Annotated in this window: 19 protein-coding genes; 7 read left to right on the top strand and 12 right to left on the bottom strand. The window is 55.6% G+C overall.

What is annotated here, in order from left to right:
• From ACMWKA_RS10350 to ACMWKA_RS10335, 4 genes are read right to left on the bottom strand one after another with little or no spacing between them, the layout of a single operon-like run.
• Positions 1 to 1,239, bottom strand: a complete 1,239-nt coding sequence (locus ACMWKA_RS10350) for a DotU family type VI secretion system protein (protein ID WP_013096177.1) — start codon at positions 1,237 to 1,239, stop codon at positions 1 to 3.
• 17 nt (positions 1,240 to 1,256) lie between these two features.
• Complete coding sequence (tssK, locus tag ACMWKA_RS10345; RefSeq protein WP_013096176.1) at positions 1,257 to 2,600, bottom strand: type VI secretion system baseplate subunit TssK; 1,344 nt, start codon at positions 2,598 to 2,600, stop codon at positions 1,257 to 1,259.
• 25 nt (positions 2,601 to 2,625) lie between these two features.
• Complete coding sequence (gene tssJ / locus ACMWKA_RS10340; RefSeq protein ID WP_414760178.1) at positions 2,626 to 3,129, bottom strand: type VI secretion system lipoprotein TssJ; 504 nt, start codon at positions 3,127 to 3,129, stop codon at positions 2,626 to 2,628.
• Positions 3,130 to 3,152: 23 nt separating this feature from the next.
• Positions 3,153 to 3,647: a hypothetical protein gene (locus ACMWKA_RS10335; protein ID WP_013096174.1), complete on the bottom strand. Its 495-nt coding sequence runs from the start codon at positions 3,645 to 3,647 to the stop codon at positions 3,153 to 3,155.
• Between the two features lie 862 nt (positions 3,648 to 4,509).
• On the opposite strand from ACMWKA_RS10335, the gene ACMWKA_RS10330 reads away from it, so the two are divergent.
• Positions 4,510 to 6,798, top strand: a complete 2,289-nt coding sequence (locus tag ACMWKA_RS10330) for an FdhF/YdeP family oxidoreductase (RefSeq protein ID WP_414760177.1) — start codon at positions 4,510 to 4,512, stop codon at positions 6,796 to 6,798.
• Here the strand turns inward: ACMWKA_RS10330 and ACMWKA_RS10325 are convergent.
• Both ACMWKA_RS10325 and ACMWKA_RS10320 read right to left on the bottom strand, forming a co-directional pair.
• Complete coding sequence (locus tag ACMWKA_RS10325; protein WP_414760176.1) at positions 6,764 to 7,555, bottom strand: phosphate/phosphite/phosphonate ABC transporter substrate-binding protein; 792 nt, start codon at positions 7,553 to 7,555, stop codon at positions 6,764 to 6,766. The two genes, ACMWKA_RS10330 and ACMWKA_RS10325, sit on opposite strands and share 35 nt — an antisense overlap.
• A complete protein-coding gene (locus ACMWKA_RS10320; protein ID WP_414760175.1) occupies positions 7,548 to 8,519 on the bottom strand; it encodes a fatty acid desaturase in 972 nt (323 codons plus the stop codon). The genes ACMWKA_RS10325 and ACMWKA_RS10320 overlap by 8 nt, the downstream gene beginning before the upstream one ends.
• A gap of 164 nt (positions 8,520 to 8,683) precedes the next feature.
• Between ACMWKA_RS10320 and ACMWKA_RS10315 the strand changes: the two genes are divergently transcribed.
• The gene (locus ACMWKA_RS10315) at positions 8,684 to 9,664 is read left to right on the top strand and encodes a GlxA family transcriptional regulator (RefSeq protein WP_020690861.1); all 981 of its coding nucleotides are present in this window, start codon (positions 8,684 to 8,686) and stop codon (positions 9,662 to 9,664) included.
• Between the two features lie 78 nt (positions 9,665 to 9,742).
• Positions 9,743 to 10,753, top strand: coding sequence for a type I glyceraldehyde-3-phosphate dehydrogenase (gap, locus tag ACMWKA_RS10310; RefSeq protein ID WP_414760174.1), 1,011 nt, complete (start codon positions 9,743 to 9,745; stop codon positions 10,751 to 10,753).
• A gap of 41 nt (positions 10,754 to 10,794) precedes the next feature.
• Here the strand turns inward: gap and ACMWKA_RS10305 are convergent, their stop codons facing one another.
• Complete coding sequence (locus ACMWKA_RS10305; RefSeq protein WP_013096167.1) at positions 10,795 to 11,982, bottom strand: MFS transporter; 1,188 nt, start codon at positions 11,980 to 11,982, stop codon at positions 10,795 to 10,797.
• A gap of 115 nt (positions 11,983 to 12,097) precedes the next feature.
• Here ACMWKA_RS10305 and ACMWKA_RS10300 point away from each other — a divergent pair, with 115 nt between their 5' ends.
• Entirely contained in the window at positions 12,098 to 13,054 is a 957-nt protein-coding gene (locus ACMWKA_RS10300) for an AraC family transcriptional regulator (protein ID WP_029882287.1), read from the top strand.
• A gap of 13 nt (positions 13,055 to 13,067) precedes the next feature.
• Here the strand turns inward: ACMWKA_RS10300 and ACMWKA_RS10295 are convergent, their stop codons facing one another.
• Both ACMWKA_RS10295 and ACMWKA_RS10290 read right to left on the bottom strand, forming a co-directional pair.
• Positions 13,068 to 14,447, bottom strand: coding sequence for a carbohydrate porin (locus ACMWKA_RS10295; protein ID WP_414760173.1), 1,380 nt, complete (start codon positions 14,445 to 14,447; stop codon positions 13,068 to 13,070).
• A 94-nt stretch (positions 14,448 to 14,541) separates the two neighbouring features.
• Positions 14,542 to 15,900 (bottom strand): glycoside-pentoside-hexuronide (GPH):cation symporter, encoded by a 1,359-nt coding sequence (locus ACMWKA_RS10290; protein ID WP_013096164.1) that lies wholly within the window; start codon positions 15,898 to 15,900, stop codon positions 14,542 to 14,544.
• 365 nt (positions 15,901 to 16,265) lie between these two features.
• On the opposite strand from ACMWKA_RS10290, the gene ACMWKA_RS10285 reads away from it, so the two are divergent.
• Entirely contained in the window at positions 16,266 to 17,951 is a 1,686-nt protein-coding gene (locus tag ACMWKA_RS10285) for an alpha,alpha-trehalase (RefSeq protein ID WP_414760172.1), read from the top strand.
• 67 nt (positions 17,952 to 18,018) lie between these two features.
• Here the strand turns inward: ACMWKA_RS10285 and ACMWKA_RS10280 are convergent, their stop codons facing one another.
• Both ACMWKA_RS10280 and ACMWKA_RS10275 read right to left on the bottom strand, forming a co-directional pair.
• Positions 18,019 to 20,121, bottom strand: coding sequence for a TonB-dependent siderophore receptor (locus tag ACMWKA_RS10280; RefSeq protein WP_414760171.1), 2,103 nt, complete (start codon positions 20,119 to 20,121; stop codon positions 18,019 to 18,021).
• A 113-nt stretch (positions 20,122 to 20,234) separates the two neighbouring features.
• Positions 20,235 to 20,489, bottom strand: a complete 255-nt coding sequence (locus tag ACMWKA_RS10275; protein WP_020690853.1) for a GlsB/YeaQ/YmgE family stress response membrane protein — start codon at positions 20,487 to 20,489, stop codon at positions 20,235 to 20,237.
• 206 nt (positions 20,490 to 20,695) lie between these two features.
• On the opposite strand from ACMWKA_RS10275, the gene ycgR reads away from it, so the two are divergent.
• Positions 20,696 to 21,427, top strand: coding sequence for a flagellar brake protein YcgR (gene ycgR / locus ACMWKA_RS10270; RefSeq protein WP_023621730.1), 732 nt, complete (start codon positions 20,696 to 20,698; stop codon positions 21,425 to 21,427).
• A 38-nt stretch (positions 21,428 to 21,465) separates the two neighbouring features.
• On the opposite strand, the gene emtA is transcribed toward ycgR, so the two are convergent.
• The gene (emtA, locus tag ACMWKA_RS10265; protein WP_023621731.1) at positions 21,466 to 22,077 is read right to left on the bottom strand and encodes a membrane-bound lytic murein transglycosylase EmtA; all 612 of its coding nucleotides are present in this window, start codon (positions 22,075 to 22,077) and stop codon (positions 21,466 to 21,468) included.
• 96 nt (positions 22,078 to 22,173) lie between these two features.
• On the opposite strand from emtA, the gene ldcA reads away from it, so the two are divergent.
• Positions 22,174 to 23,088 (top strand): muramoyltetrapeptide carboxypeptidase, encoded by a 915-nt coding sequence (gene ldcA / locus ACMWKA_RS10260; RefSeq protein ID WP_057071797.1) that lies wholly within the window; start codon positions 22,174 to 22,176, stop codon positions 23,086 to 23,088.
• Positions 23,089 to 23,141: the final 53 nt, after the last annotated feature.

The following is a 23,141-nucleotide window of genomic DNA, read 5'->3' as shown; positions in this document are numbered from 1 at the left end:
TTAGTTTCCTTGCGGCAATCCGTTCAGCTCAGCCTGCGTATTTTCAGGCGACACCAGCAGAGTTATTTCCACACGGCGGTTACGGGCGCGGTTTTCAGGCGTATTGTTTGGCGCCACAGGATTGATCTCTCCCCGCCCTTCCGCTTTCACGCGGTCAGGCTGCGAGAGGCTTCCCTGCAACATTTTTTGCACGGACCGGGCGCGATCCAAAGAGAGTTCATAGTTGGAGGCGAAGCGCGCGCTGCGAATTGGCACGTTATCGCTGTAGCCCACCACCAGAATTTTGCCGCTGACGTTGTTCATCGCCTGGGCAATCCGGTTGATGACCGGCTCATAGCGGTCACGCACTACGGTAGAGGCTGAAGCGAACAATCCGTCTCCTTTCAGGATCACCACGCTGCGATCCGCTTCATCCTTCACCGCCACCAGACCGGCGTCGATTTCCGGCTTCAGGAAGCCACGCAGGTTAAGCACCGCAGGCAGTTGACGCGCAGGTTGCTGAATGGTGGTTTCAGGCAGCTGAGACTGGTAAATCTTCGCCAGTACCGGGTTGGTGTTGTCGCCAAGACGCCAGTTGAGAATGATGTAGAACAGGCAGGCGATAAACCCGGCCAGCGCGACACAGGCCCACAGCGGCACCATCGGCCGCCACAGCTTGCGCAGCACGGGACGATCTTCCGGGTGTGGAGAGAGCGGTGCCGGATAGCTGCCGCGCACGCCACGGATCATCTGCCACAGCCGCTGCTTTATAGTTTCAAGCTGGGTGCGGCCATTATCCAGAACCCGATAGCGCCCTTCGAAACCGAGCAGCAGGCAGTAGTTGATCATCTCCAGCAGGAGGATATGTTCACGCGGGTTCTGCGACAGACGCGCCAGCAGCTGGAAGAACTTTTCGCCGCCCCAGGTTTCGTTATGAAACGTGACCAGCAGACCATTGCTTGACCAGACACCGCTGCTGCCCCAGGGGGTCAGCGCCGCGGCTTCATCCAGCGCCGTGCAGAGGCAATAGCGCGCCCCGACGATCACCTCATACGCCAGCCCTGCCTGCTGGCAGCGGACTTCAAAACGGCGAATCTCGTCGATTAGACGCTGGCGCAGTGCCACCTGATCGTCATGAGACACCGAATGACGGATTTGCGGAATCGCGTTGAGCAGCGGATTGGCGGCCGCCACCAGCTGATTGTTGCTACTGGCTCCGGTAAACGCGGCATCACTGCCGGTATCCTGTCGTTCCTGCATATTAAGCGCTCGCTTTATTATTCAGTCGGGCTACGGATGGCCCAAAACTCCATATCAAGACCCGGGAACTCACCTGCGAGATGCAGGGCGAATGCACCGGACTTATCCATCTCGTGCCACAGCTCGCTGCCCTTCTCCAGCTCAAAGTAGCTGTAGCCCGCATGCCATGGGATTTGCGGCGGCGCAACCGGCATGGCGCGCAGCATAATGCCCGGCAGCTGTAACTGAACCAGATCGCGGATTTTCGACACCGGCGCGACTTTCATCTGGGCAGGGAAATGGGTTTGCAGGTGTTCGCCCGGCACGTTGGCTTTGACCGCCAGGACGAAGCCGAACTCGCGCACCATGCTGGTCTCCGGCACCGTGGCGATGTTCAGGCCATGGGAGCGCTCGTTCAGCGGCAGCTGAATGGCCTGATCTTCCATCACCAGCGACAGCCCCTGACGCAGCATCAGCATCAGCTTGCTGAAGCATCCCGCAAGGTCGTCGTGATCGTAAATCGGCAGCACGCTTTCGGCGGTGCGTTGCGAGGTCCAGGTGGCAAGCTCCGTGGCAAACGGCAGCCAGCTGCGCCAGAGCGTTTCCGGGTGCAGTAGCGGGAGCGTTTTTAAATGGGAGACTTCGCCCAGGTGACGGTTAACCAGCGACAGCAGCGTAAATTCGATCAGCTCTGAGGTGTTAAAGCGGCCAGGCTGGCGCAAACGCCCCCCAATCTGCTGGCTGCGCTGCACCAGCAAGCCGTGGAGATCGTTGACCATGCTGTAAAGTTGCGGGCTGTTGCAGGCGTTCAGCATCGGCGGAATGTAGCTGCTATCCAGACGCACATGGTTGTCGTTGCGCTTTTCCGCGACAAACGCGATGCCAATCGCCGTCCATTCGGCCGTCAGATCTTTTTCCAGCATCAGGGTCAGACGTAAACGGCCAAACTGCACCGTGGCATCCCCCACCGACATGGCGTTATCGTCTTCCACCTCCTGTTCGAAGGCGATAAAACGCGCCAGTGACGCGGGCTCTTCGCTGAAAATAACCTCTTCACGCTCTCCCCTACGTACCGGCAGCGCGAGCACCACCTTTTCGTTGGTGAGATTGTCGGGAATTTTCAGCGGGGCTGGGCCATTGCGCCCATTGCGAACCTGGAAAAACGTACCGTCGGGTAGCACACCGCTGGCATAGCTCAGGGCAATGCAGCCCTGGCGAAGCATCGCTTCGTCCAGTTCAACATCGAGGAAGCCCCAAAGATACGATCGCTGCAGCGCACCCCATTCCCGAACGTGGTTGAGCAGATAACTTTCTGTCCGTTGAAAATGGTGTGGACGCAGGAACATGCCTTCGGTCCAGACGACCTTCTCTGCTTTGGTCATGATAGGTTTCCTGTTTTTAAGCGCGTTACTGGCTGATGACCCGGATGCCATTTATGTCGAGAAAGACATTGGCCTGGAGTTCATCGGATGACCATTTCCAGAACTGGTAGAGATGGTTTTCGCCCGGAACAGGCAGTGGGAGTGAGACACGCCATTTCTTTCCATCCAGCATCTGATATTCGGCCATAACACCGATATAGCGCGCCTCGGGTGAGCTTTGTCCGCTAAGGGTTTTCGAAAGCTGGCCCGGCATCAGGAAGAAAACATCGCTGCTCAGCAGATTCGCGCCAAGCGTGGCTGACGCGTTGTTCTGCAGGGAATAGAAGTCACTGGACATGAAATCCGCATCGGACTTCAACAGCAGCACTCTGACTTTAAGCGGCGCAGAATCATTGATTTGTGGATGAGCCTGAAACTGCAGATTGTAGCGGGAGGGGTCGCTGTGTGAAGACGACGAACAACCACTGACCAGGGCGAATATCACCGCGTAAAAGACGAACCACAGCTTATGAAAATTTTTATTATTCATAAAAATACGCTCAGAAAAGCCGTTTAGTTCAGGATCCAGGTACCGTTAGCGCTGTCTTTGCAGGCTTTGCTGTTACCATCGACATCGACACAGGTCGCTTTTTTACGCGCCTTAGGACGAATAGCCTGTTTACGCACGGTGGCTTCGTACTGATCGGCTTTGATTACCGCACGCATTGGAACGTAACCAATCAGCTGGTCTTGTCCTTCATCGGCAAGCGCCATCCAGTAGTGTTCAACCTGCCCCAGCACCACGTAGGTTTTACCGGTGACAAGCGTACTGACCACTTTCCCACCGAAATCAGGGCGGCTCATCAGGGAGGCCGGATACATGGCACGGTATGGCTCGTTAACCTGAGTGAACTCAGCAGGAGGCGTGATGGCATGACGGTGGGTTAAGGTGACGCCGTTGACCTGGCTGGTCACGATCGTATCGTCGGTGATCACAGGTTTCTGCGGCGCTTTACAGCCCGCCACCGCCATTACAAACAGAAGTGAAAACAATACGCGCATTTTCATATGCTTTTCCGTAGCGATATTTCGATGATGAGATAAAGGGGATGAAGTTTGACTTAAGTGCTATCGTTAAAATAGCCAGGATATTTTCGGGGCGTTACTATTATTCGGGCATAGCTACCGCACGAGCCCTTCAGAATAAGGCCCAGCGTCTTCCTGACATATTTTGACAAACGGTAAACAAGTTTACATGAGCTTGTCACCAATTCAATATTTCCTTCCTCACAACTGCTGCTTAATGAAGCACCCGACTCATTATAGGATTAATCTGAGAAAAAAAGCTTACTTTGCTGAATTTGTCTTATTATTACACATTCCTCTAACACAAACCATTGATTCAGAAATGAAAAAATCAAAAGAGAACCATTGTCATTAACGCAATACTGCTATTATCGCCACTACCATAATTAGTAGAATGGGGATTTTTTCAGGGGGAGTATGAATATATCTTCCATGAATTATTTGTTGCATTGATAGCGTATCTTTAATAGCGATGACTTTTCCGCCCTGAATTAAGACAATTCATAGACGATGAAAAAAATTAATTTTACGGCGCAAAATAACCTGGTGCCTTTAATCCCTTAGAGGCACGATTTACACCACCTGCAGAGAATTAACAGTTAAGCAGGACTACATCTTTTTTCCCCGGCGCATTGTTTACTTTATCGCCTTTAGCATCGTCGGGTAAATATATTGCAGGTTCCCCTGCCCGCCTTTCGTTTGAAAATTTTACTGTCACTAACATTGTCGCCTTCACGCCACCCTTGTCAGGACACATTATCGACATGATAAAAATTTGTTATGATTTCTTTAATTTTTCTCAGCCGCATCATGCACGACCCGCGGTCTAACAGGGTAATTTGGAATGAATAACAAACGACGTGCCGTTCCCGGCATCAGACCTTACGACGGCCCTGCAGGCGGCTGGGGAGCATTAAAAGCGACGGCAATTGCCGTGCGAACACAGATGGATGCCCTGGATGCTCCCGCCACGCTGTTGCGCACCAACCAGCCTGACGGCTTCGACTGCCCGGGCTGCGCGTGGCCAGACAAAGAGCATAAATCCACATTTCAGTTCTGCGAGAACGGGGCAAAAGCGGTCACCTGGGAAGCCACCAGCAAACGGGTGACCCCTGAGTTCCTCGCTCATAACACCGTTACGTCGTTACTGGCAAAATCTGACTTTGAGCTGGAAGGATACGGGCGCCTGACCCATCCCCTGCGCTATGACCAGGCAAGTGATACCTTCCGCCCCGTTGAGTGGGAGGATGCCTTCGAACGCATCGGCGAGGTTCTGCGTGGGCTTGAACCAGACCAGGTGGAGTTTTATACCTCCGGTCGCGCCTCCAACGAAGCGGCCTGGCTGTTCCAGCTTTTTGCCCGTGAGTACGGAACCAATAATTTTCCCGACTGCTCCAACATGTGTCACGAAGCCACCAGCGTCGGTTTACCGCGCTCTATTGGTATCGGAAAAGGCACCGTCTCGCTGGACGATTTTGACAAGACGGAGCTGGTGATCTCCATCGGGCATAATCCCGGCACCAACCATCCGCGTATGATGGGCACTCTGCATGAACTGGCCCGCCGCGGCGTGCCGATCATCGTCCTGAACCCGCTGCGCGAGCGCGCGCTGGAACGGTTTGCCGATCCCCAGAGCGTGATTGAGATGGCGACCTACAGCTCTACCGACATCGCCTCTACCTACTTTCAGGTTAAAGCCGGGGGCGATGCCGCCGCGCTAAAAGGCATCGCCAAACACCTGCTGCAAATGGAAGCCGGGCGCGGCAACGTGCTCGACCACGCGTTTATCGCTGAACACACACAGGGCTTTGAAGACTTTGCGGCAGACATTGCGCAAACGAGCTGGGACGCCATTGAGCGCGAGTCCGGGCTGAGCCAGGCGGCGCTGAAACAGGTCGCCGATGCCTACGCGAAATCGAATGCCACCATCATTACCTACGGCATGGGCATTACGCAGCATAATAAAGGGACTTCCAACGTCCGCCTGATCGCCGATGTGCTGCTGCTGCGCGGCAATATAGGCAAGCCCGGTGCGGGGATCTGTCCGCTGCGCGGCCACTCTAACGTTCAGGGAAACCGTACCGTCGGGATAAGCGAGAAACCAACCCCGGCATTTCTGAACCGTCTTAAGGAGGTGTTTGGCTTTGAGCCGCCCTCTCACCATGGCCACGACGCAGTGCAGGCAACCCAGGCCATGATTGACGGTCGTGCCAGAGCGCTTATCTGCCTCGGCGGCAACTTTGCGGTGGCGATGCCCGATCACGAAAACGGCTTCCCGGCGATGAGTAAGCTGGATCTGAGCGTGCACGTTGGCACCAAGCTGAACCGTACGCACCTGCTGGTGGGTAAAGAGACCTTCATTCTCCCCTGCCTTGGCCGCACGGAACTGGATATGCAGGCCAGCGGACGTCAGTCCATTACCGTTGAAGATTCCATGTCGATGGTTCATGCCTCCTCAGGCAAGCTGAAACCTGCCTCTCCCCTGCTTCGCGCCGAACCGGCTATTGTGGCCGGCATGGCGAAGGCAACCCTGAAGACAACCCGCGTGGACTGGATGCACCTGGTTGCGGATTACGATCGCATTCGCGATCTGATTGAGCAGACCATTCCGGGCTTTGAGGACTATAACGCGCGGATCCGGTTACCCGGTGGATTCCGTATGCCGCTGCCGCCCACGAAACGTATCTGGCCGACGGCGACGGGCAAAGCGATGTTCTCGGTATTTGAAGGGGTCAATGAAGATGCCAGCGGTGAAGGCGATAACGTCCTGCGTCTGATCACGCTGCGCAGTCACGACCAGTACAACACCACGATTTACGCTCTCGACGACCGCTACCGGGGCGTCTTTGGCCGTCGCGACGTGCTGTTTATGAATGAAGCGGATATGGCGCAGTCAGGACTGGAGCACGGCGACCGGGTGGATATCGAAACCGCCCTGCCGGGCAGCGCTCAGCGTCTGGAGGATATCACTGTGGTGGCGTATGCCATCGCTCCGGGCTCGGTCGGGGCCTACTATCCTGAGGCCAACGTGCTGGTTCCGCTCAACTATCTGGATAAAGAGAGCGGCACGCCGTCGTATAAATCGGTGCCTGTCCGCCTCACCCTGCGCTCGAAAGAGATCCGTCCGCTGTAATCCCGGTTAACACAGACCAGGCCTCACGCGCCACGACGCTAAACCCGCCGATGAACAGCGCATCACACACGCCCCGGTATTCCGGGGCGCTCACCAGCGTGGTTAGCGCATCACGGATGGCATGAAGCGTTTCGGGGGTGGTGCCGGACGCAGTGATTAGCGGCAGTCCTGGCGTAAAGGGCGTCTGGTCAATCACAGTCAGCCCCGCCAGCAGGGTCGGTTCATGCCGCTGCAACAGCGCATACGTCACGCAGTCGATCGCTGCGATATCCCCTCCCCCACGTTTTACTTCGATCAGCGACTGGCGATGGCTGCCGCTAAAGATAACCTCTGAGAACCAGGCGTTTAACGCACGTGACGGCACGCGGTTGCGCAGCGCATTGTAGCCAGACTGGGAATCGGGCGCGTTACATACCACCCGCCGTCCGCGAAAATCAGCCAGCGTGCGGTGTTTATCCTCATCACGTGCCACCAGAAAACTGCGGTAATTTATCCCTTCGCAGCCCGGTACCCGGTAGTGAAAACAGCCGACGACCTGCACCTCCGGCAGTTGTGTCATCAGCGGGTAGCCGCAGGTCTGGCTCAGGATAAGATTAGGCTGCTGCCAGTGTGCCAGCAGGTCAGGCTCAGGCCTGCCGGGAATAAACTTATCCACCGGCAGACCACGCGCCACCAGCAGACGCTGGACGGCCCGCCACAGGGCAAGAGTATCTGTACTATCCACCGCATACATCGGAAACGCCAGCCGGTTACTCATCTCCTTCCTCCTGTTGACGCCAGGGATGTACGGTGACGTCCACCGACGTTTTCCAGAACCGTCGCATCCATTCGCCATATCCTCTGACCAGAAACCCGTGGTTACGCTCCCGGTACGCCTGCTGGTTTTGCAGATAGATCGTCTTCAGCCCGTACCAGGGCACGCCGGGTAAATCGTGATGTATTGAATGGTAGTTAAGATTTAAAAACAGCAGGCGCCAGAACAAGCCTGCTTCGTTAATCACCGAACGCGCCAGCGGGTCGTCCGCCGCGCGATGTTCCAGAAAAGAGCGTACTTTTGTCAGCGCCAGCGCCGGGTAGCTTACCGCCAGCACAAACCAGAGCGGAGAGAAACCGTTGTGCATCATCCAGGTAAAAAGCAGCGCCAATAACGCTATATGCACAAGCCACATCACCATCGCCCGCAGTTGAAGATGGCGAAACGCCGCCACCGCGCTGCCCAGCGTCTGGAGAATATCCAGCAGCGGCGCCAGCAACAGTCGCCCGGTAAAGGTGTTTCGGGCGTGGATCACCCGCTTCTGCCAGGGCGACAATCGCGCCCAGCTCGCCTGCGTAAAGTAATATGACTCCGGGTCATCCACCGGAATGGTGAGATGGTCGTGACGATGGTGGGCCAGATGAGAATCCCGGTACAGGCCATACGGATACCAGACCGCCAGCGGCAGCGTGCCAAAGAGCTGGTTCAGCCACACGAAACGCGTGGGATGGCCGTGGATCAATTCATGCTGAAGGGACATATACCAGGCGGTAAACCCAATCAGCAACAGCGTGGCAGGCAGCAGACCCAGGGTGTGCCAGAACGCCAGCGTCGAGAACCAGCCGCCATAAATGGTGGCGATCAATAGCCACGTGGGCAGTTCGGTTCGCCAGAGAAACCCCGAGGCGAGATGGTGAATTTGGTCGCGTTGCTGCGGATGTAAATAGAGGGAGCTTCGTTTACCCATTCCTTCAGAGCCGTTTCGCCAGAGATAATATGCTGACGATCCGGGATAACGCCTGAAATAACAAAGAACTTAAATCACTTTGCTTTGCCAGAAAGGTGTGTTGTGCCAGCCAACGCCCTTGCCCTCCGCTTGACTTATTTTGCAATAAAGGTACTTTTCAGGACATGAAGAAGATCCTGATTATTGTTCCTGACGGCGGCATGTTGTTTGAAGCCGCCGGCATCGCCGACATTCTGATGCAAGCCAACCGCCTGCACCCGGGAGGCCTTGCGCAGCCCTGCTATCGCATCATCATCGCCACGACCCAGCCGCACCAGGTGATCCACGGCCAGTCTGGTCTCAATCTGCTGGCAGATTATCGCCTGCCGGAGCTGGATCCCCGTGAGCCGCTTGATACCATCATCATTACCGGGCGCGGTATGAACGAGCAGGAGAGCACCGCCGTGGTGGACTGGCTGCATCTTGCAGCCCCCCATGCGCGGCGGATCGCCTCCATTTGCGGTGGCGCAATGCTGCTGGCCCAGACCGGTTTGCTTGACGGCCGTCGGGCAACCACCCACTGGCGGCTGCTGGAAACCATGCAAGCGCAGTACCCCACCATCCGTGTTGAGGGGGGGCCGCTCTATATTCAGGATGGCCCTGTCTGGACCTCCGGTGGCGTGAGTTCCGGCTTTGATCTGACCCTGGCGCTAGTGGAAGACGATTATGGCTTCAGCCTCGCGCGCGACGTGGCGCAGGATATGGTGATGTATCTGCGCCGCCCGGGAGGACAGCTACAGTTCAGCCGCTATAACCTGTCGCAGTCCGGCTCCTCCGGCCCCATCAGCGAGCTGCAAACCTGGATCCTGCAAAACCTGACGGCCGATCTGTGCGTCGAAAAGCTGGCGGAAAAAGTAGCCATGAGCCCGCGCAACTTCACCCGGGTATTCACCCGCGACACGGGGGCGTCTCCGGCACGCTATGTGACCGAAGCGCGCCTTGCCGCAGCCCGACAGTTGCTTGAACAGACCGACGATCCGCTGTCCGTTATCGCCGAGAAAAGCGGATTTGGCACCAGCATCAACCTGCGTCGCGTATTTGAAAAACAGCTCCACCTCACACCCGGTGAATACCGTCAGCGTTTTCACTGCCGCAAAATGGCGTAATGTGATCCTTTTTTGTCGTTTACGCCATCCGGCCTGAAGCCTACAGTGACTCCAGACAACAGAGATAAGGAGTGCATTATGGTTAAGGTCGGCATTAACGGTTTCGGCCGTATCGGACGTAATTTCCTGCGCGCGGCGCTGGGCAATCCGGACCTGCAGATTGTGGCGATTAACGATCTGACGGACAGCAAAACCCTCGCCCATTTGCTTAAGCATGATTCCCTGCTCGGCACACTACCGGCACCCGTTGAAGCGGCGGAAGGCGCGCTGCAGGTTGACGTCCAGCGCATTACCGTCTTTAGCGAACGCGATCCGGCGAATATTCCCTGGCGCGATGCGGGCGTTGACGTGGTGATTGAAGCGACCGGTTTCTTCACCGAGCGCGAAAAAGCGCTGGTGCATATCACCCACGGCGGGGCGAAGCGCGTCATCATCTCCGCGCCGGGTAAAAATGACGATCTGACGGTGGTGATGGGCGTTAACCACGAGCAGTACGATCCGGCTAAGCACGTGGTAGTGAGCAACGGGAGTTGCACCACGAACGGCCTGGCCCCGGCTGCTCAGGTCCTGCATCAGCAGTTTGGTATTGAGCATGGCCTGATGAACACCACGCACGCTTATACCAACAGCCAGGCGCTGCACGACCAGCCGGAAAAAGATCTGCGCGGCGCACGTGCAGCAGCCCTGTCGATTGTGCCGTACTCCAGCGGTGCCGCGAAGGCGCTGGGGAAAGTCATCCCGTCTCTGGACGGCAAGCTGACCGGCTATTCCCTGCGCGTACCGGTTCCGGTGGTCTCGATTGTGGACTTAACGGTAACGCTGAGCCGTGACGTTACGGCCGAAGAGGTGAACGATGCGTTCCGCAAAGCCGCGGCCAGCGGGCCACTGAAAGGCATTCTGGGATACAGCGATGAACCGCTGGTCTCCAGCGATTATCAGGGCGACCCGCGCTCTTCGATTATTGACGGTCTCTCCACCCTGGTGATTGGTGGTCGGATGGTGAAAATTCTGGCGTGGTATGACAACGAGTGGGGCTTCTCTAACCGCCTGGTGGATCTGGCGGTGCTGATGGATAAGAAAGGGTTGTAAGGTTTAAGCCGGGTGGCGCTTGCGCTTACCCGGCTAATAAATCACTCCGCCTTAACCTTCACGCCCATCAACACAATCACCATCGCCGTTACCAGCAGGAAACCGCTTCCGGCAAAGACGCCGCTGGCGCCGTTGAGGTCAAATACCGCCCCGCCCACGGCCGCACCGGCGCTGATTGCCAGCTGGATAGAGGCTACCAGCAAACCACCTGCGCTTTCGGCTTCATCTGGCACCGTCGTGGCAAGCCAGGTTGACCAGCCCACCGGAACCAGACCAAACGCAAAGCCCCACATCGCCACCAGTAATCCATCCAGTATCGCCAGATGACCAAACGCCACCATGGTGAGTGCCAGCACGCCCATGGCGAACGGTACCAGCGCCAGCGTCAGGCGCAGATTACGCGCCAGCAGATGTCCGGCTACGGAGGTACCGATAAAGTTGGCTATCCCAAAGCCCAGCAGGATCAGCGAGATGCTCTCCACGCTTGCCTGCCCCACCGTTTCAAGGAACGGACGCAGATAGGTAAAGAAGGCAAAATGACCGCTGAAGATCAGAATGGTCGCCAGCATTCCACCGATCATTCCCGGACGACGCAGCACGCGGAACAGTGTCCCCAGGCTGCCGCTGCTCTCCGGCTTCATTGACGGCAGTACCCAGAGCTGCCACAGCAGCGCCAGCATGCTCGGCAGAATGCAGAGGATAAAGACGTTACGCCAGCCAATCAGGCTGCCAAGATAGCTGCCCAGCGGGGCCGCGACCACAGTGGCGATTGACACGCTGGAGAAGATCACCGCCAGCGCTTTCGGCACTTTATCGGCAGGCACCAGACGCATCGCCGTGGCGGTCGACATCGCCCAGAATCCCCCGATGGCAATCCCTAACAGCAGGCGTCCCATCAGCAGTACGTGCAGCGTGGGTGCAAAAGCCACCAGCAGGCTGGAGACGATTTGCAGCACCGAGAAAAACATCAGTACCCAGCGACGGTCGATACTTTTGGTCGCCGGGGTGATCAGCAATCCGGTGACCAGCGCGACCAGCGCGGTGGCGGTCACTGCCTGCCCAGCCATCCCCTCCGTTACGCCCAGGCTTGCGGCCATGGGCGTTAACAAACTGGCGGGCAGGAACTCCGCCGTGATCAAACCAAACACCCCCAGCCCCAGTGAATAGACGGCCCGCCAGGCGGGTTTTGCAGGCACAACAGCCTCTCTCGCCGCGACACATGAACTCATCTGTTGATCTCCCGTTATGAAAATGTGACAACTGTCGCAAAAGGATAGAGTGTTCATCCTGGACGATCTATGACATATAATCTCCACTTATTGATTATTCGTCCGGAGTTTTGCCATGACCGCTCAGTCCCCCGATCTGATCAGCGAGCTGTTGCGCGGAATGCGCCTGTCGGGCGTGAAATACCGCCGCATTGAAGCCAGCGCGCCTTTCGGCGTGGCGTTCCACCAGGCGCCGGGCAAAGCACAGTTTCATTTTGTCAGCCGTGGCAGCGCCCTGCTGCGTATGGAGAATGGCGCAACGTTTACCTTAAGCGGTGGCGATGCCCTTTTTATTCCGAACGGTAATGCGCACGCCCTGCTGTCTGACGAGAAAGCAACCATCACGCCGGTTAGCGCGTTTCCCAGCGAGCCTATCTGCGGCTCGGTCTGCGCCATCACCTGCGAACCCTGCCCGGACAGCGAGAACACCGTGATTTTCAGCGGATGCATGGACTTTGAACTGGGCGGAATGCAGCCGCTAATTAAAGCGATGCCGGAAGTAATGATGGTGAGCCGGTTGATGTCCACCTGGCCGGAGATCCACCCGCTGCTGGCGGCGATGGAGCGCGAATCCATGACGCGTCAGGCCGGATTCGCCGGGATCCTCGCGCGGCTGGCGGACGTAGTGGCGGCGCTAATCGTGCGGGGCTGGGTTGAAGGAGGCTGCGGAAAAGCCACCGGCTGGGTCCAGGTACTGCGTGACCCGCGTCTGAGCCGGGCCATTTACGCCATGCACCAGCAGCCGGGTCTGAACTGGAGCGTGGCGGATCTGGCAAAAGAGGCTGGCACCTCCCGCTCGGTGTTTGCGGAACGTTTTCTCGCCGCGACGGGCACCACCCCGGCGAAATACCTCAGCGAATTGAGGATGCGCCTGGCCATTCAGTACATTCGCCATGAAAATCAGCCTATTGAAACGGTCGCACTGCGCCTGGGGTACGGATCCCTTGCGGCGTTTAGCCGGGCGTTCAAGCGAATAATCGGCCATGCGCCGGGCACGCTGCGGGAGACCAGCCAGACCCCGGAAGAGGCCTGACTGGCGCAGGACATCAGAAGTAGTATTTGAAGCGCACGCGCCCGCCATAGCGATCGTCGTTACGGTCATCGCCGTCATTCGGATGTGCTTCAACCCAGGAGGCATACGCACCAAGATAGATATTGAAATTCTTCATCTTCATGACGTTCGGGATCAGGTACGACGCATGAATGGTGTGAATATCATAATCACCGGGATCGGTCACCCAGCAGTCGCCATCACAATCCGCATTAAAGTTGGCGGTGTTGAAATTATCGATCTGGTTATGCGCGTAGATATAGCCCAGCTCAACATTGCGCCATAAGGCATTCACGCCCGCGGTGAAATCCGTCTCGTCGGTAGCATCCATGTAGGCGGTATTCAGGTTCGCCACGATACCGTCATCCGGATCGGTTTTTTGCCCGTTCCAGGTCATGGTAAAGCCATAGCCGGTGCGGTCAGACTGGTCGACCCATCTTCCGGACGCATCGTGGTAGCCGTAGGCATTGTTGACGAGGTTGCTCTCCATCGCGATGGCGGTCGAGAAGTTTCCTTCCTGCCAGGCAATCACCGGACGGACGTAGGCGACGTTTTTATCGTTATCCAGGTCCATGCCATGATACTGCTGGTCAACAAACAGCGAGCTGCCGTCTTCCAGCAGCGTGTTAACCTCGAGATACCAGTTGCCCAGGGTTTTACTCATCAGGAAGTTACCGCCGCTGTCGCTACGCCCCCGCCCCTCTTTCATCATATAGATATAGCCGTAACCATCGCCGTAGAGATCGTTAGCGGTGTTGCCGGAATATTCAACGAAGGTATCCTGGTTAAGCGGGAACATGTCATAGGCTTCAAAGCGACCAACTTTTACCTTCCAGTCGTTTTCCGTGCCAAAGAAGAAGACCGCGTCATCCAGGTTCATTTTGCCCGTCAAGTCCGCCAGCGGCTGTACGGAGAAACCGGCAAAATTGCCGTTTTCCATTCGCTTATAGCCGTCAAACCCCAGCAGCAAACGCCCGTTAATATCCCAGCGTTCATGGTTACCGGGTGCCCAGTCTTTATTGGCTGTCGTTTTCATGGACGTTAAACTGCCGGTCTTGCTGGCCGCATCCATATTAAATTCAACGTCACCATAAAATTTAATATCACCGTAGCCGGATAACGTAAGCTTAGGTGCCGTTTGCGCTGTCGCAGGCTCTGTGGATTCAACCACCACAGGATTTGCAGCTACCACGGGATGCTGCTGTTGCTCAAGAACCTGAATTTGTGCTTCTGCCTTTGCTGCCCTTGTTTCGGCCTTTTCGAGGCGCGCCTCCAGTTGCGCCAGTTTATCTTCCAGACGTTGGGTATCATTTGCTGCCATTGCTGCGGTAGAACAAAACGCACTGACGAGCAGTGCAATATTTTTCACTTTCATCGACTCCATCCTCGTGAGTTAATCATTATTTCCTGACGGACACAGAGAACCTCACCGATAATTCAAATGAATTATCGGCTTACTGCTTCAACTATTAAGAGTTAGCGAATTCGCCTTTGTTTAAATCACTCACCACGCCATTCATGACGTTTTCAGTTAATTTATAAAATTTGATCGAGAATGCGGTGAGTAAATAAAAGAGTGAAGGGATTAACGTGAACAATAAAATAACGCCCTGAATGGCGGATTCTGACTGTACGGTACTGTTCGACTGGTAATTAAACCAGGCCAGCACCCAACCCAGAATAGCACCACCGACGGCGACACCCAACTTAATCACGAAAATATTGGCCGCAACATTCATACCTGTAATACGACGTTGGGTTTTCCATTCACCGTAATTATTTGCATCAGTGATCATTGACCACTGCAACGCGCCGTTACCGCCCTGGACAATCTGAATGAGCACATGGGCAATCAGTGGAATGACCCAGAACTCCAGCGGCAGCCAGAAGCAGGCCACGCCTAACGCAGCGTTGAGAATATTGATCCAGAACGAGAGTTTAACCTTGCAAAAACGGGTCCCGAACGGCTGCGCCAGAACCGAACCAAACATCGAGGCCAGCATCCCACCCAACATAAAGAACGAGATGACGTCAGCCCCCTTGTTGAGAACAGTGTTCACGTAATAGACCACTGCACCACCGCGGATCACCACCGCCACCAGCATCATAAAGTTGTAGATCGAGAGAATGCGCCACTGATCGTTACGAAAGAGGATTTTAACGTCCCGGGCAATGTTCAGATTCTCCTCTTTGATCGGCTGGACGCGCTCTTTGGTGGTGACAAAACAAATGATAAACATCACGCAGCCGATTGCGCCAAAAAGCGCCATCGCCACCTGGATGCCGGTCGCCCTGTCGCCGGGGTAGAGATAGTCCGCCAGGGGCAGAATCAACGCGGTGCCGAGCGCCCCGCCAATTGGCGTAATGGCAAAGCGCCAGGACTGCAACGAGAGGTTTTCACGCGGATCGGACGTTAGCGCCGCCCCCAAAGAACAATACGGGATATTTATGGCTGTATACATCAGGGTCATAAATATATACGCGCCAACGGCATAATAAATTTTCCCGGTTTCAGAAAAATCAGGTATGGAATATACCAGCACGCAGCTCACCGCAAAAGGAACGCATATCGCCAGCAGCCAGGGACGAAAACGTCCCCAGCGTGTGGATGTTGCATCGGCAATCGCTCCCATAACGGGGTCGGTAATGGCATCTAATAAGCGGACCAAAAGAAACATGGTTCCCATTACGGCCGGGGGTAAGCCATAAATATCCGTATAGTAATACGCAAGAATGGCGACCGAAGAGTCAAAAACAATATGACTCGCGGCATCTCCAAGGCTGTAGCCTATTTTTTCCCGGACCGGAATTTTTTCACTCACTGACATCACGTTACTCCTTATTGATGAAACCGGTTTCTGCTTTGGCAATAATTTCGCCTGAGCGCAACGAGGCGATCCATTATGTTTTTTCACCATGAAGTTATGTTTTTTGCTTTATGTGATCGGGATAATTAAAAGAAAGCCTTTATCCGGAAAATTATGCGTAACGGATCGCAATTTATTTTCTCGCCTACAGCCATTCACAATATCAATATTTCAGCCGCGCCACCGGGGCATTAAACGCAACGGTAAATTGTCTGGATTTGTGCAAAGTGCGATGTTCGACACGCGAAGCGCGGAATATTCGACTAAGGTTTTCTGGTGAATGATTACAGCGTGACCGCTGCTCAGCGAAATAAGGAGAAGCACCGATGATAACACCTCAAAAGCTGCGCCCTCGCCTCTTACCTCTGGTTCTGGGCAGTGCGCTGCTCGCGGTTGCCGCGACAGGCAACGCGGAAGAGATGAACTCTGGCCAGACAAATTCACCGGATATCTTGCTCGGCCCTCTCTTCAACGATGTCCAGAGCGCCAAACTCTTCCCCGATCAAAAAACCTTTGCCGATGCCGTACCGAAAAGCGATCCCCTGACGATCCTGGCCGACTACCGCATGCAGCGTCGTCAGTCCGGGTTTGATTTACGCCATTTTGTTGATATGAACTTCACGCTTCCCGCGGAAGGGGAAAAATATGTTCCTCCTGCGGGGCAGAGCCTGCGTGAGCATATTGACGGGCTGTGGCCTGTGCTGACGCGTACCACCGATAAAGCCAGTAACAAATGGGATTCACTCCTGCCCTTACCAAAATCCTACGTTGTGCCGGGCGGGCGTTTCCGCGAGGTCTACTACTGGGACAGCTATTTCACCATGTTAGGGCTGGCGGAAAGCGGCCACTGGGACAAAATCAGCGATATGGTGGACAACTTTGCCTACGAACTGGATACATGGGGGCACATTCCGAACGGCAACCGCAGTTACTATCTGAGCCGCTCCCAGCCGCCATTTTTCTCGCTGATGGTGGAACTGCTGGCCACGCACGACAGCGAGGCGCTGAAGAAATACCGTCCGCAAATGGAAAAGGAGTACGCCTACTGGATGGAGGGCGCAGATGCGCTGCAGGCCGGAGAGGCCAACAAACGCGTGGTGAAGCTGGAGGATGGCTCGCTGCTTAACCGCTACTGGGATGACCGCGACACGCCGCGTCCGGAGTCGTGGCTTGACGATATCACCACCGCCAAAAGCAACCCTAACCGCCCGGCAACCGAAATCTACCGCGATTTGCGCTCTGCGGCGGCCTCAGGCTGGGACTTCAGTTCCCGCTGGATGGACGATCCGCAAAAGCTGGGCACCATCCGCACCACCAGTATTGTGCCGGTGGATCTGAACGCCCTGATGTTCAAGATGGAAAAACTGCTCGTCCGGGCAAGCCAGGAGAGTGGCGATGCCGCCAGCGCGAGCAAATATGAAGCCCTGGCCACGGCGCGCCAGAAGGCGATGGAGAAGTATCTGTGGAACGATAAAGAGGGATGGTATGCGGATTACGACCTGAAGAGTAAGAAGGTGCGTAATCAGCTCACGGCTGCAGCCCTCTTCCCGCTGTATGTGAAGGCCGCGGCACAGGATCGCGCGGATAAAGTGGCTGCAGCGACGTCCTCACGTTTGCTGAAACCGGGCGGCATCACCACCACCACCGTGAACAGCGGCCAGCAGTGGGATGCCCCCAATGGCTGGGCGCCACTGCAGTGGGTAGCCACGGAAGGGTTGCAGAATTATGGACAGGACAAGGTCGCGATGGATGTCACCTGGCGCTTCCTGAAAAATGTTCAGCATACCTACGATCGCGAGCAGAAACTGGTGGAGAAATATGATGTCTCCTCCACCGGTACGGGCGGTGGCGGCGGTGAGTATCCGCTACAGGATGGATTCGGCTGGAGCAACGGCGTGACGCTGAAGATGCTGGATCTGGTCTGTCCGAAAGAGAAACCGTGTGACAGCGTGCCGCAGAATCAGCCTGCGGCGAATGATGAGGCTGCGCCGGTGAAAAGTACGGCGCAGTAAGTGAACAATGCCGGGGGGCGCTAACGCCTACCCGGCCTGCATTCCCTGCGGGAGAGGGAAACGATAATCAGAAGCTGTAGCTCGCCCCCAACTGATACGTCCGGTCACGCCCAATCCAGCAGTTTGTCGCGTCGTAGCAGGTCAGCGTCTCTTTGTTGGTGATGTTTTGCGCGCTGGCTTTCAGCGTCAATCCCTCCAGCGACGGCAGGATTTCCCCCATACGATAGGAGGCCGCCAGATCGTACTGCATGGTGCCGCCCAGTTTGCCCGCATCGTTGTTCGGTGAAATTTCCATTGGACCGGTGTAGCGCGCCCCTGCCCCCAGCATCAGCCCTCTCAGCGGCGTGTTGTCAAAGGTGTAATCCCCCCACAGGTTGAACGCGTTCTCCGGTACCTGCGTTGGCCGTTTGCCCTGGTATTTGTCATCTTCGGTATTGATCAGATGGGTGTAGGCATAGTTGGCAATCAGGGTCACGTTATCTGCTGGGCGGCTGACGATTGAGAGCTCAGCCCCTTTAGATTCCACTTCTCCGGTCTGGCTGTAATTCAGGAAGCCCGGATCGGAGGTGACGACATTTTTCTGACGGATATTAAATACCGAGGCGGTAAAGGTTGTGGCGTAATCCGCCAGCAGGTATTTCACCCCGCCTTCCACCTGCTTGCTGGTGGTTGGCTTCACCTCTTTAGCCGTGAGCGTACCCTGCGGCGACACCGGGGCAAACCCTTCAGAGTAGCTGATGAACGGTGACAGCCCATTCTCAAACGCGTAAAGCGCGCCCAGGCGTTTGGTCACGCGGTCCTGCGAGACCCACGCCTTGTCGCCATTCTGCATATAATTGGTGGTTACCGAGCGGTAATCGTCATAACGCAGGCTGGCCAGCAGATTTAAACCGCCAAACTCCACCTGATCCTGCAGGTAATAGCCGTTTTGCTGATAGCTCAGACGATTTTTCTGCCCCGTATACAACCCGAGATCGCGTTCATTGATCTGCGAATAGTCAGGATTTCGCATATCGATGCCAGGCGTTGTTGAGGCATAACGGTAGTAGAAGTGAGAGTCCATCTTTTGATAGTCAAACCCGGCCAACAGGTGGTGTTTCCACTCTCCCAGCGCCACGGTTTTGGTTACCTGGTTATCGATGTTGAAGCTCTTCAGATCTTCATCCGTGGTGTAAGCAAACCGGTTAAGCTGGTAGACCGCGCTCCCCGTCCCCGTGGCATAAACGCTGCGCTGGTGGGTGTCGACATCAAAGTACCGTGCTTTCTGGTTAAAGCCCCAGCCACTGTCAAACTCATGTTCAAAGCTGTAGCCCAGCATCCACTGACGCTGTTTGAAACCGCTCCACTCATCCCCGGCATAATCCCGGCGGTCGGCATATTTCGAGCGCAGATAAGCAAGCGGCAACGGGTTGGATGGAGACAGGCTCGGGGAGTTTTGCGCCAGTGCATCAACCGTAAGACGCGTTTTGCTGTCCGGCTCCCAGGTCACGGACGGGGCAACCAGATAATTTTCATAGCGCGTGGTATGGGGCTGATCGTCATTTTCCGTGGCTTTGCCCAGCAGGCGGTAGTTCCAGTCGCTGTCGGCAATTTGTCCGGTCGAGTCGAGATACCCCTCTTTCAGATTGCGATTGCCGGTGTTGAAACCCAACTCGGTATGGGCGGTTTTTTGTGGCTTTTTACCCTGAATATTCACCAGCCCCCCCGGGGAGCCACCGCCGTAGAGCACAGAAGATGGCCCTTTGAGGATATCAACGCTTTCAATCAGTAGTGGATCGATGCGCGCTTTGGTATTTCCGGTGACGTTATACGGCAGTTGCAGTCCGTTGTAGAACTCCTGGTCAACGGAAAAACCACGGATTTTATATTCGCTCATGTAGGTGGTATTGCCACGCAGCTCTGTCGAAACGCCCGGAACATAGCGCAGGATTTCGTTCACGGAGTTGGCATGGCGTTGCGCGATCTGCTGCGCAGAGACGGTATCGATCACCTGCGGCGTTTTACTTTCGGCAACGGCCGATTTGGTTGCGCTGTTTGTCCATGCGGGGAGTACGCTGCCCTGCTCAGAGCCGGTGACAAGAATGATGGATTCTTCAGCAAATGCCTGTGCCTGTAATGCCAGCGTCACGGCTCCTGCCAACGCGCATACTGCAAAACGTGAGGTGTTCATAATGTCGTCTTGTGATTATATGTAACTAGGAACGACAATTATTATCATTTCGATTAGCAAATCAATATCACGGCAAAAAAAACGGCCCTGTCGCGAGAGCCGTTTTGTGTCATCTATGCCCGTCGGAGCAACCTGAATATGCCCAGGACAACAATGGCGCCCACCACAGCCACAAGGAAACTGTGCAGGTCGAATCCACTGATGTCGCCCCCAAAACCAAACATGGTCGCCAGCCAGCCGCCGACAACCGCACCAATAACCCCAAGAACACAGGTCAATATAAAGCCGCCGCCATCATTTCCCGGCATGATGAGTTTAGCGATAGCCCCGGCAATAAGACCAAAGATGATCCACGCGATAATACCCATAGCGATGCCCTCTTGCAGGTTTAACGCATGCGCAGAAAACCCTCCGCGCAGGTAACGTAAGTATAGGTCATCACGGTAAAACCGATTTCATCTCACCGACTTAACTTCTCTGTACTGCGAAAAAAACTCACCGGTTTGTATTAAGTTTCGTTTCACGCTGCCGATAACGCAGAGACAGTCTGTCATTTATCAAGGAGCCATCCGGCGTGAGTAATTACAGTGAGCAGTTCCTGAAGCAAAATCCGCTGGCTGTATTAGGGGTATTGCGCGACCTGCAAAAAGGCGAGGTGCCGCTGCGCATCAGCTGGTCAAACAATCAGTTCATCAGCAAGATCCTGGATGCTTCTGCAGAGAGGCTGGTCATTGACCTGGGCAGCCAGGAGCATGAAAACCGCGCCGCGCTGCGGGCGGAGAAAATCTCGGTGATGGCAGAAACGCACGGCGCAAAAGTGGAATTTGTCCTGCCGCGCCTGGAGCTGAGCGAATACGGTGGTCTTCCGGCGTTTGTCACCCCGCTGCCGGCCAACCTCTGGTTTGTTCAGCGCCGTGAATATTTTCGTATCAGTGCCCCGCTTCACCCTGCCTATTTTGGTAAGGCCAAAATGCCGGACAAAAAAGAGATCCGCTTTCGCCTTTTTGACCTCTCCCTGGGCGGCATGGGTGCGCTGATGGATACGCCAAAGCCTGACGGACTGGTAGAAGGCATGCGATTTACCCAAATCGAACTGGATATGGGAGGCTGGGGGCGTTTTTACTTTGATGCGCAGCTGATTGCCATCAGCGAGCGTAAGGTGGTCGACAGCAAAAATGAAACGATCGTCACGCCGCGTCTGAGCTTCCGCTTCCTGAACGTCGGGCCGGGCGCAGAGCGTGAACTGCAGCGGATTATCTATTCTCTGGAGCGAGAGGCGCGGGAGCGGGCGAATAAAGTGTTGTGACAGGAGCCGGGCAGCACACAGGCCGCCCGACAACGGCATTACATGGCATCCATTGCTTTCTGAACTTTCCAGATATAACGCGGAGCCTGTGGTGCCGGATGATTTTTCACCACGTGTTCAAAGAACTCGTCTTTGTCCATGTCGTTGATCTCTTCTATCGCCTCTTTACGGTCCGATGAGAACGTCCTGAGCAGCGCACCCGCGCCGTTCACGTAAGAGACCACCAGCGCATACTGCATCACTTCAGGATCCTCGATTCCCTTCAGCACGCCGTGTTCCAGAATGCTCAAATAGGCCGTGCCCATGGAGATGTTGCGTTCCGGGTTTTTCAGCTCGCTGGTTGACGGCTGACCACGCCAGCCCATATAGCGGTAGACCTCTCTCCCTGCGGTTGAGGCCTTAAGCTGCATCAGCCCCACGGCGTTAGATTTGCTGACAAGCGTTGGGTTACCGCCGGATTCCACGGCAATGATCGCCGTGATCAGTCGCGGGCTGACGCCCCAGGCCTTGCCTGCCTGTTCACTGATCGGCATCCACTGCATGGCCCGTTTTACAGGCACTTCCGGGTTCCATGCCGGGTTTTGATAGTCATGTTTTGAACTACAGCCAGCCAGCAACACAATCAAAAAAGCAAACCATCTCAATTTCACGTCATCTATCCTTATAGCCGGTCATCGCCCTTGAAGCAGGCAACGTATAAGCGGCATGATATAGACAATTAGATTCTCATTCAGCAAGGAATTGCCATGTCTCAGTTTCATCTTATCGCGCCGTCCGGGTACTGCATCAACCAGGAGGCGGCACAGCGGGGCGTTGAGCGCTTACTGGAACTCGGTTACCCGGTAGAAAATCAGACAATTATCCCCCGCCGCCAGCAGCGTTTTGCCGGTACGGAAGCGCAAAGGCTGAATGATATCAACAGCCTGGTGAACCTGCAGGGTGAGAACAATATCGTGCTGGCGGTGCGCGGCGGCTATGGTGCGAGCCGGTTGCTGGAGAGTATTGACTGGCAAGGGCTGGCAAAGCGTCAGCAGCAGGATCCGCTGCTTATCTGCGGCCACAGCGACTTTACCGTAATCCAGCTCGGGCTGCTCGCGCTGCATAACGTGGTGACCTTCAGCGGCCCGATGCTGGCCGGTAATTTCGGGGCACCCGAGCTTGACCCATTTACGGTGGAAAACTTCTGGCGCGCCCTGAAAAACCCGACCTACAGCGTTGAGTGGCAGGGCAACGGGCCGCACTGGTCGTGTGAAGGACAACTCTGGGGCGGAAATCTGGCAATGCTGGTGTCGCTCATTGGAACGCCATGGCTGCCGCAAATTGACGGCGGCATTCTGGTGCTGGAAGATATCAATGAACATCCGTTCCGCGTCGAGCGCATGTTATTGCAGCTGTATTACGCCGGTATTCTGGAACGTCAATCCGCGGTTATTCTTGGCAGTTTTACCGGTGCCGCACCGAATGACTATGACGCAGGATACTCGCTGGAAACAATGGTCGATTTCATCCGCTCACGCCTTGATATTCCTGTTATTACCGGGCTGGACTTCGGCCACGAGCAGCAAACCGTCACCCTGGCGTTAGGCGCGCAGGCCACCCTGAAGCATGATGAAACGGGCAGTCGGTTAACGATTGGGGGTCATCCGGTCTTAAAGGCATAAAAAAGCCGTTAATCCCCCTCAATAAACCGCTGTTTCCGTCGTTAATATGTTAG

It is taken from the genome of Enterobacter sp. 03-F-07-AD-ECC, from assembly GCF_047530935.1.
Lineage (GTDB): Bacteria > Pseudomonadota > Gammaproteobacteria > Enterobacterales > Enterobacteriaceae > Enterobacter > Enterobacter cloacae.
Note: the sequence above shows the minus strand (reverse complement) of the source record. Positions and strands in the feature narration are given on the sequence as shown.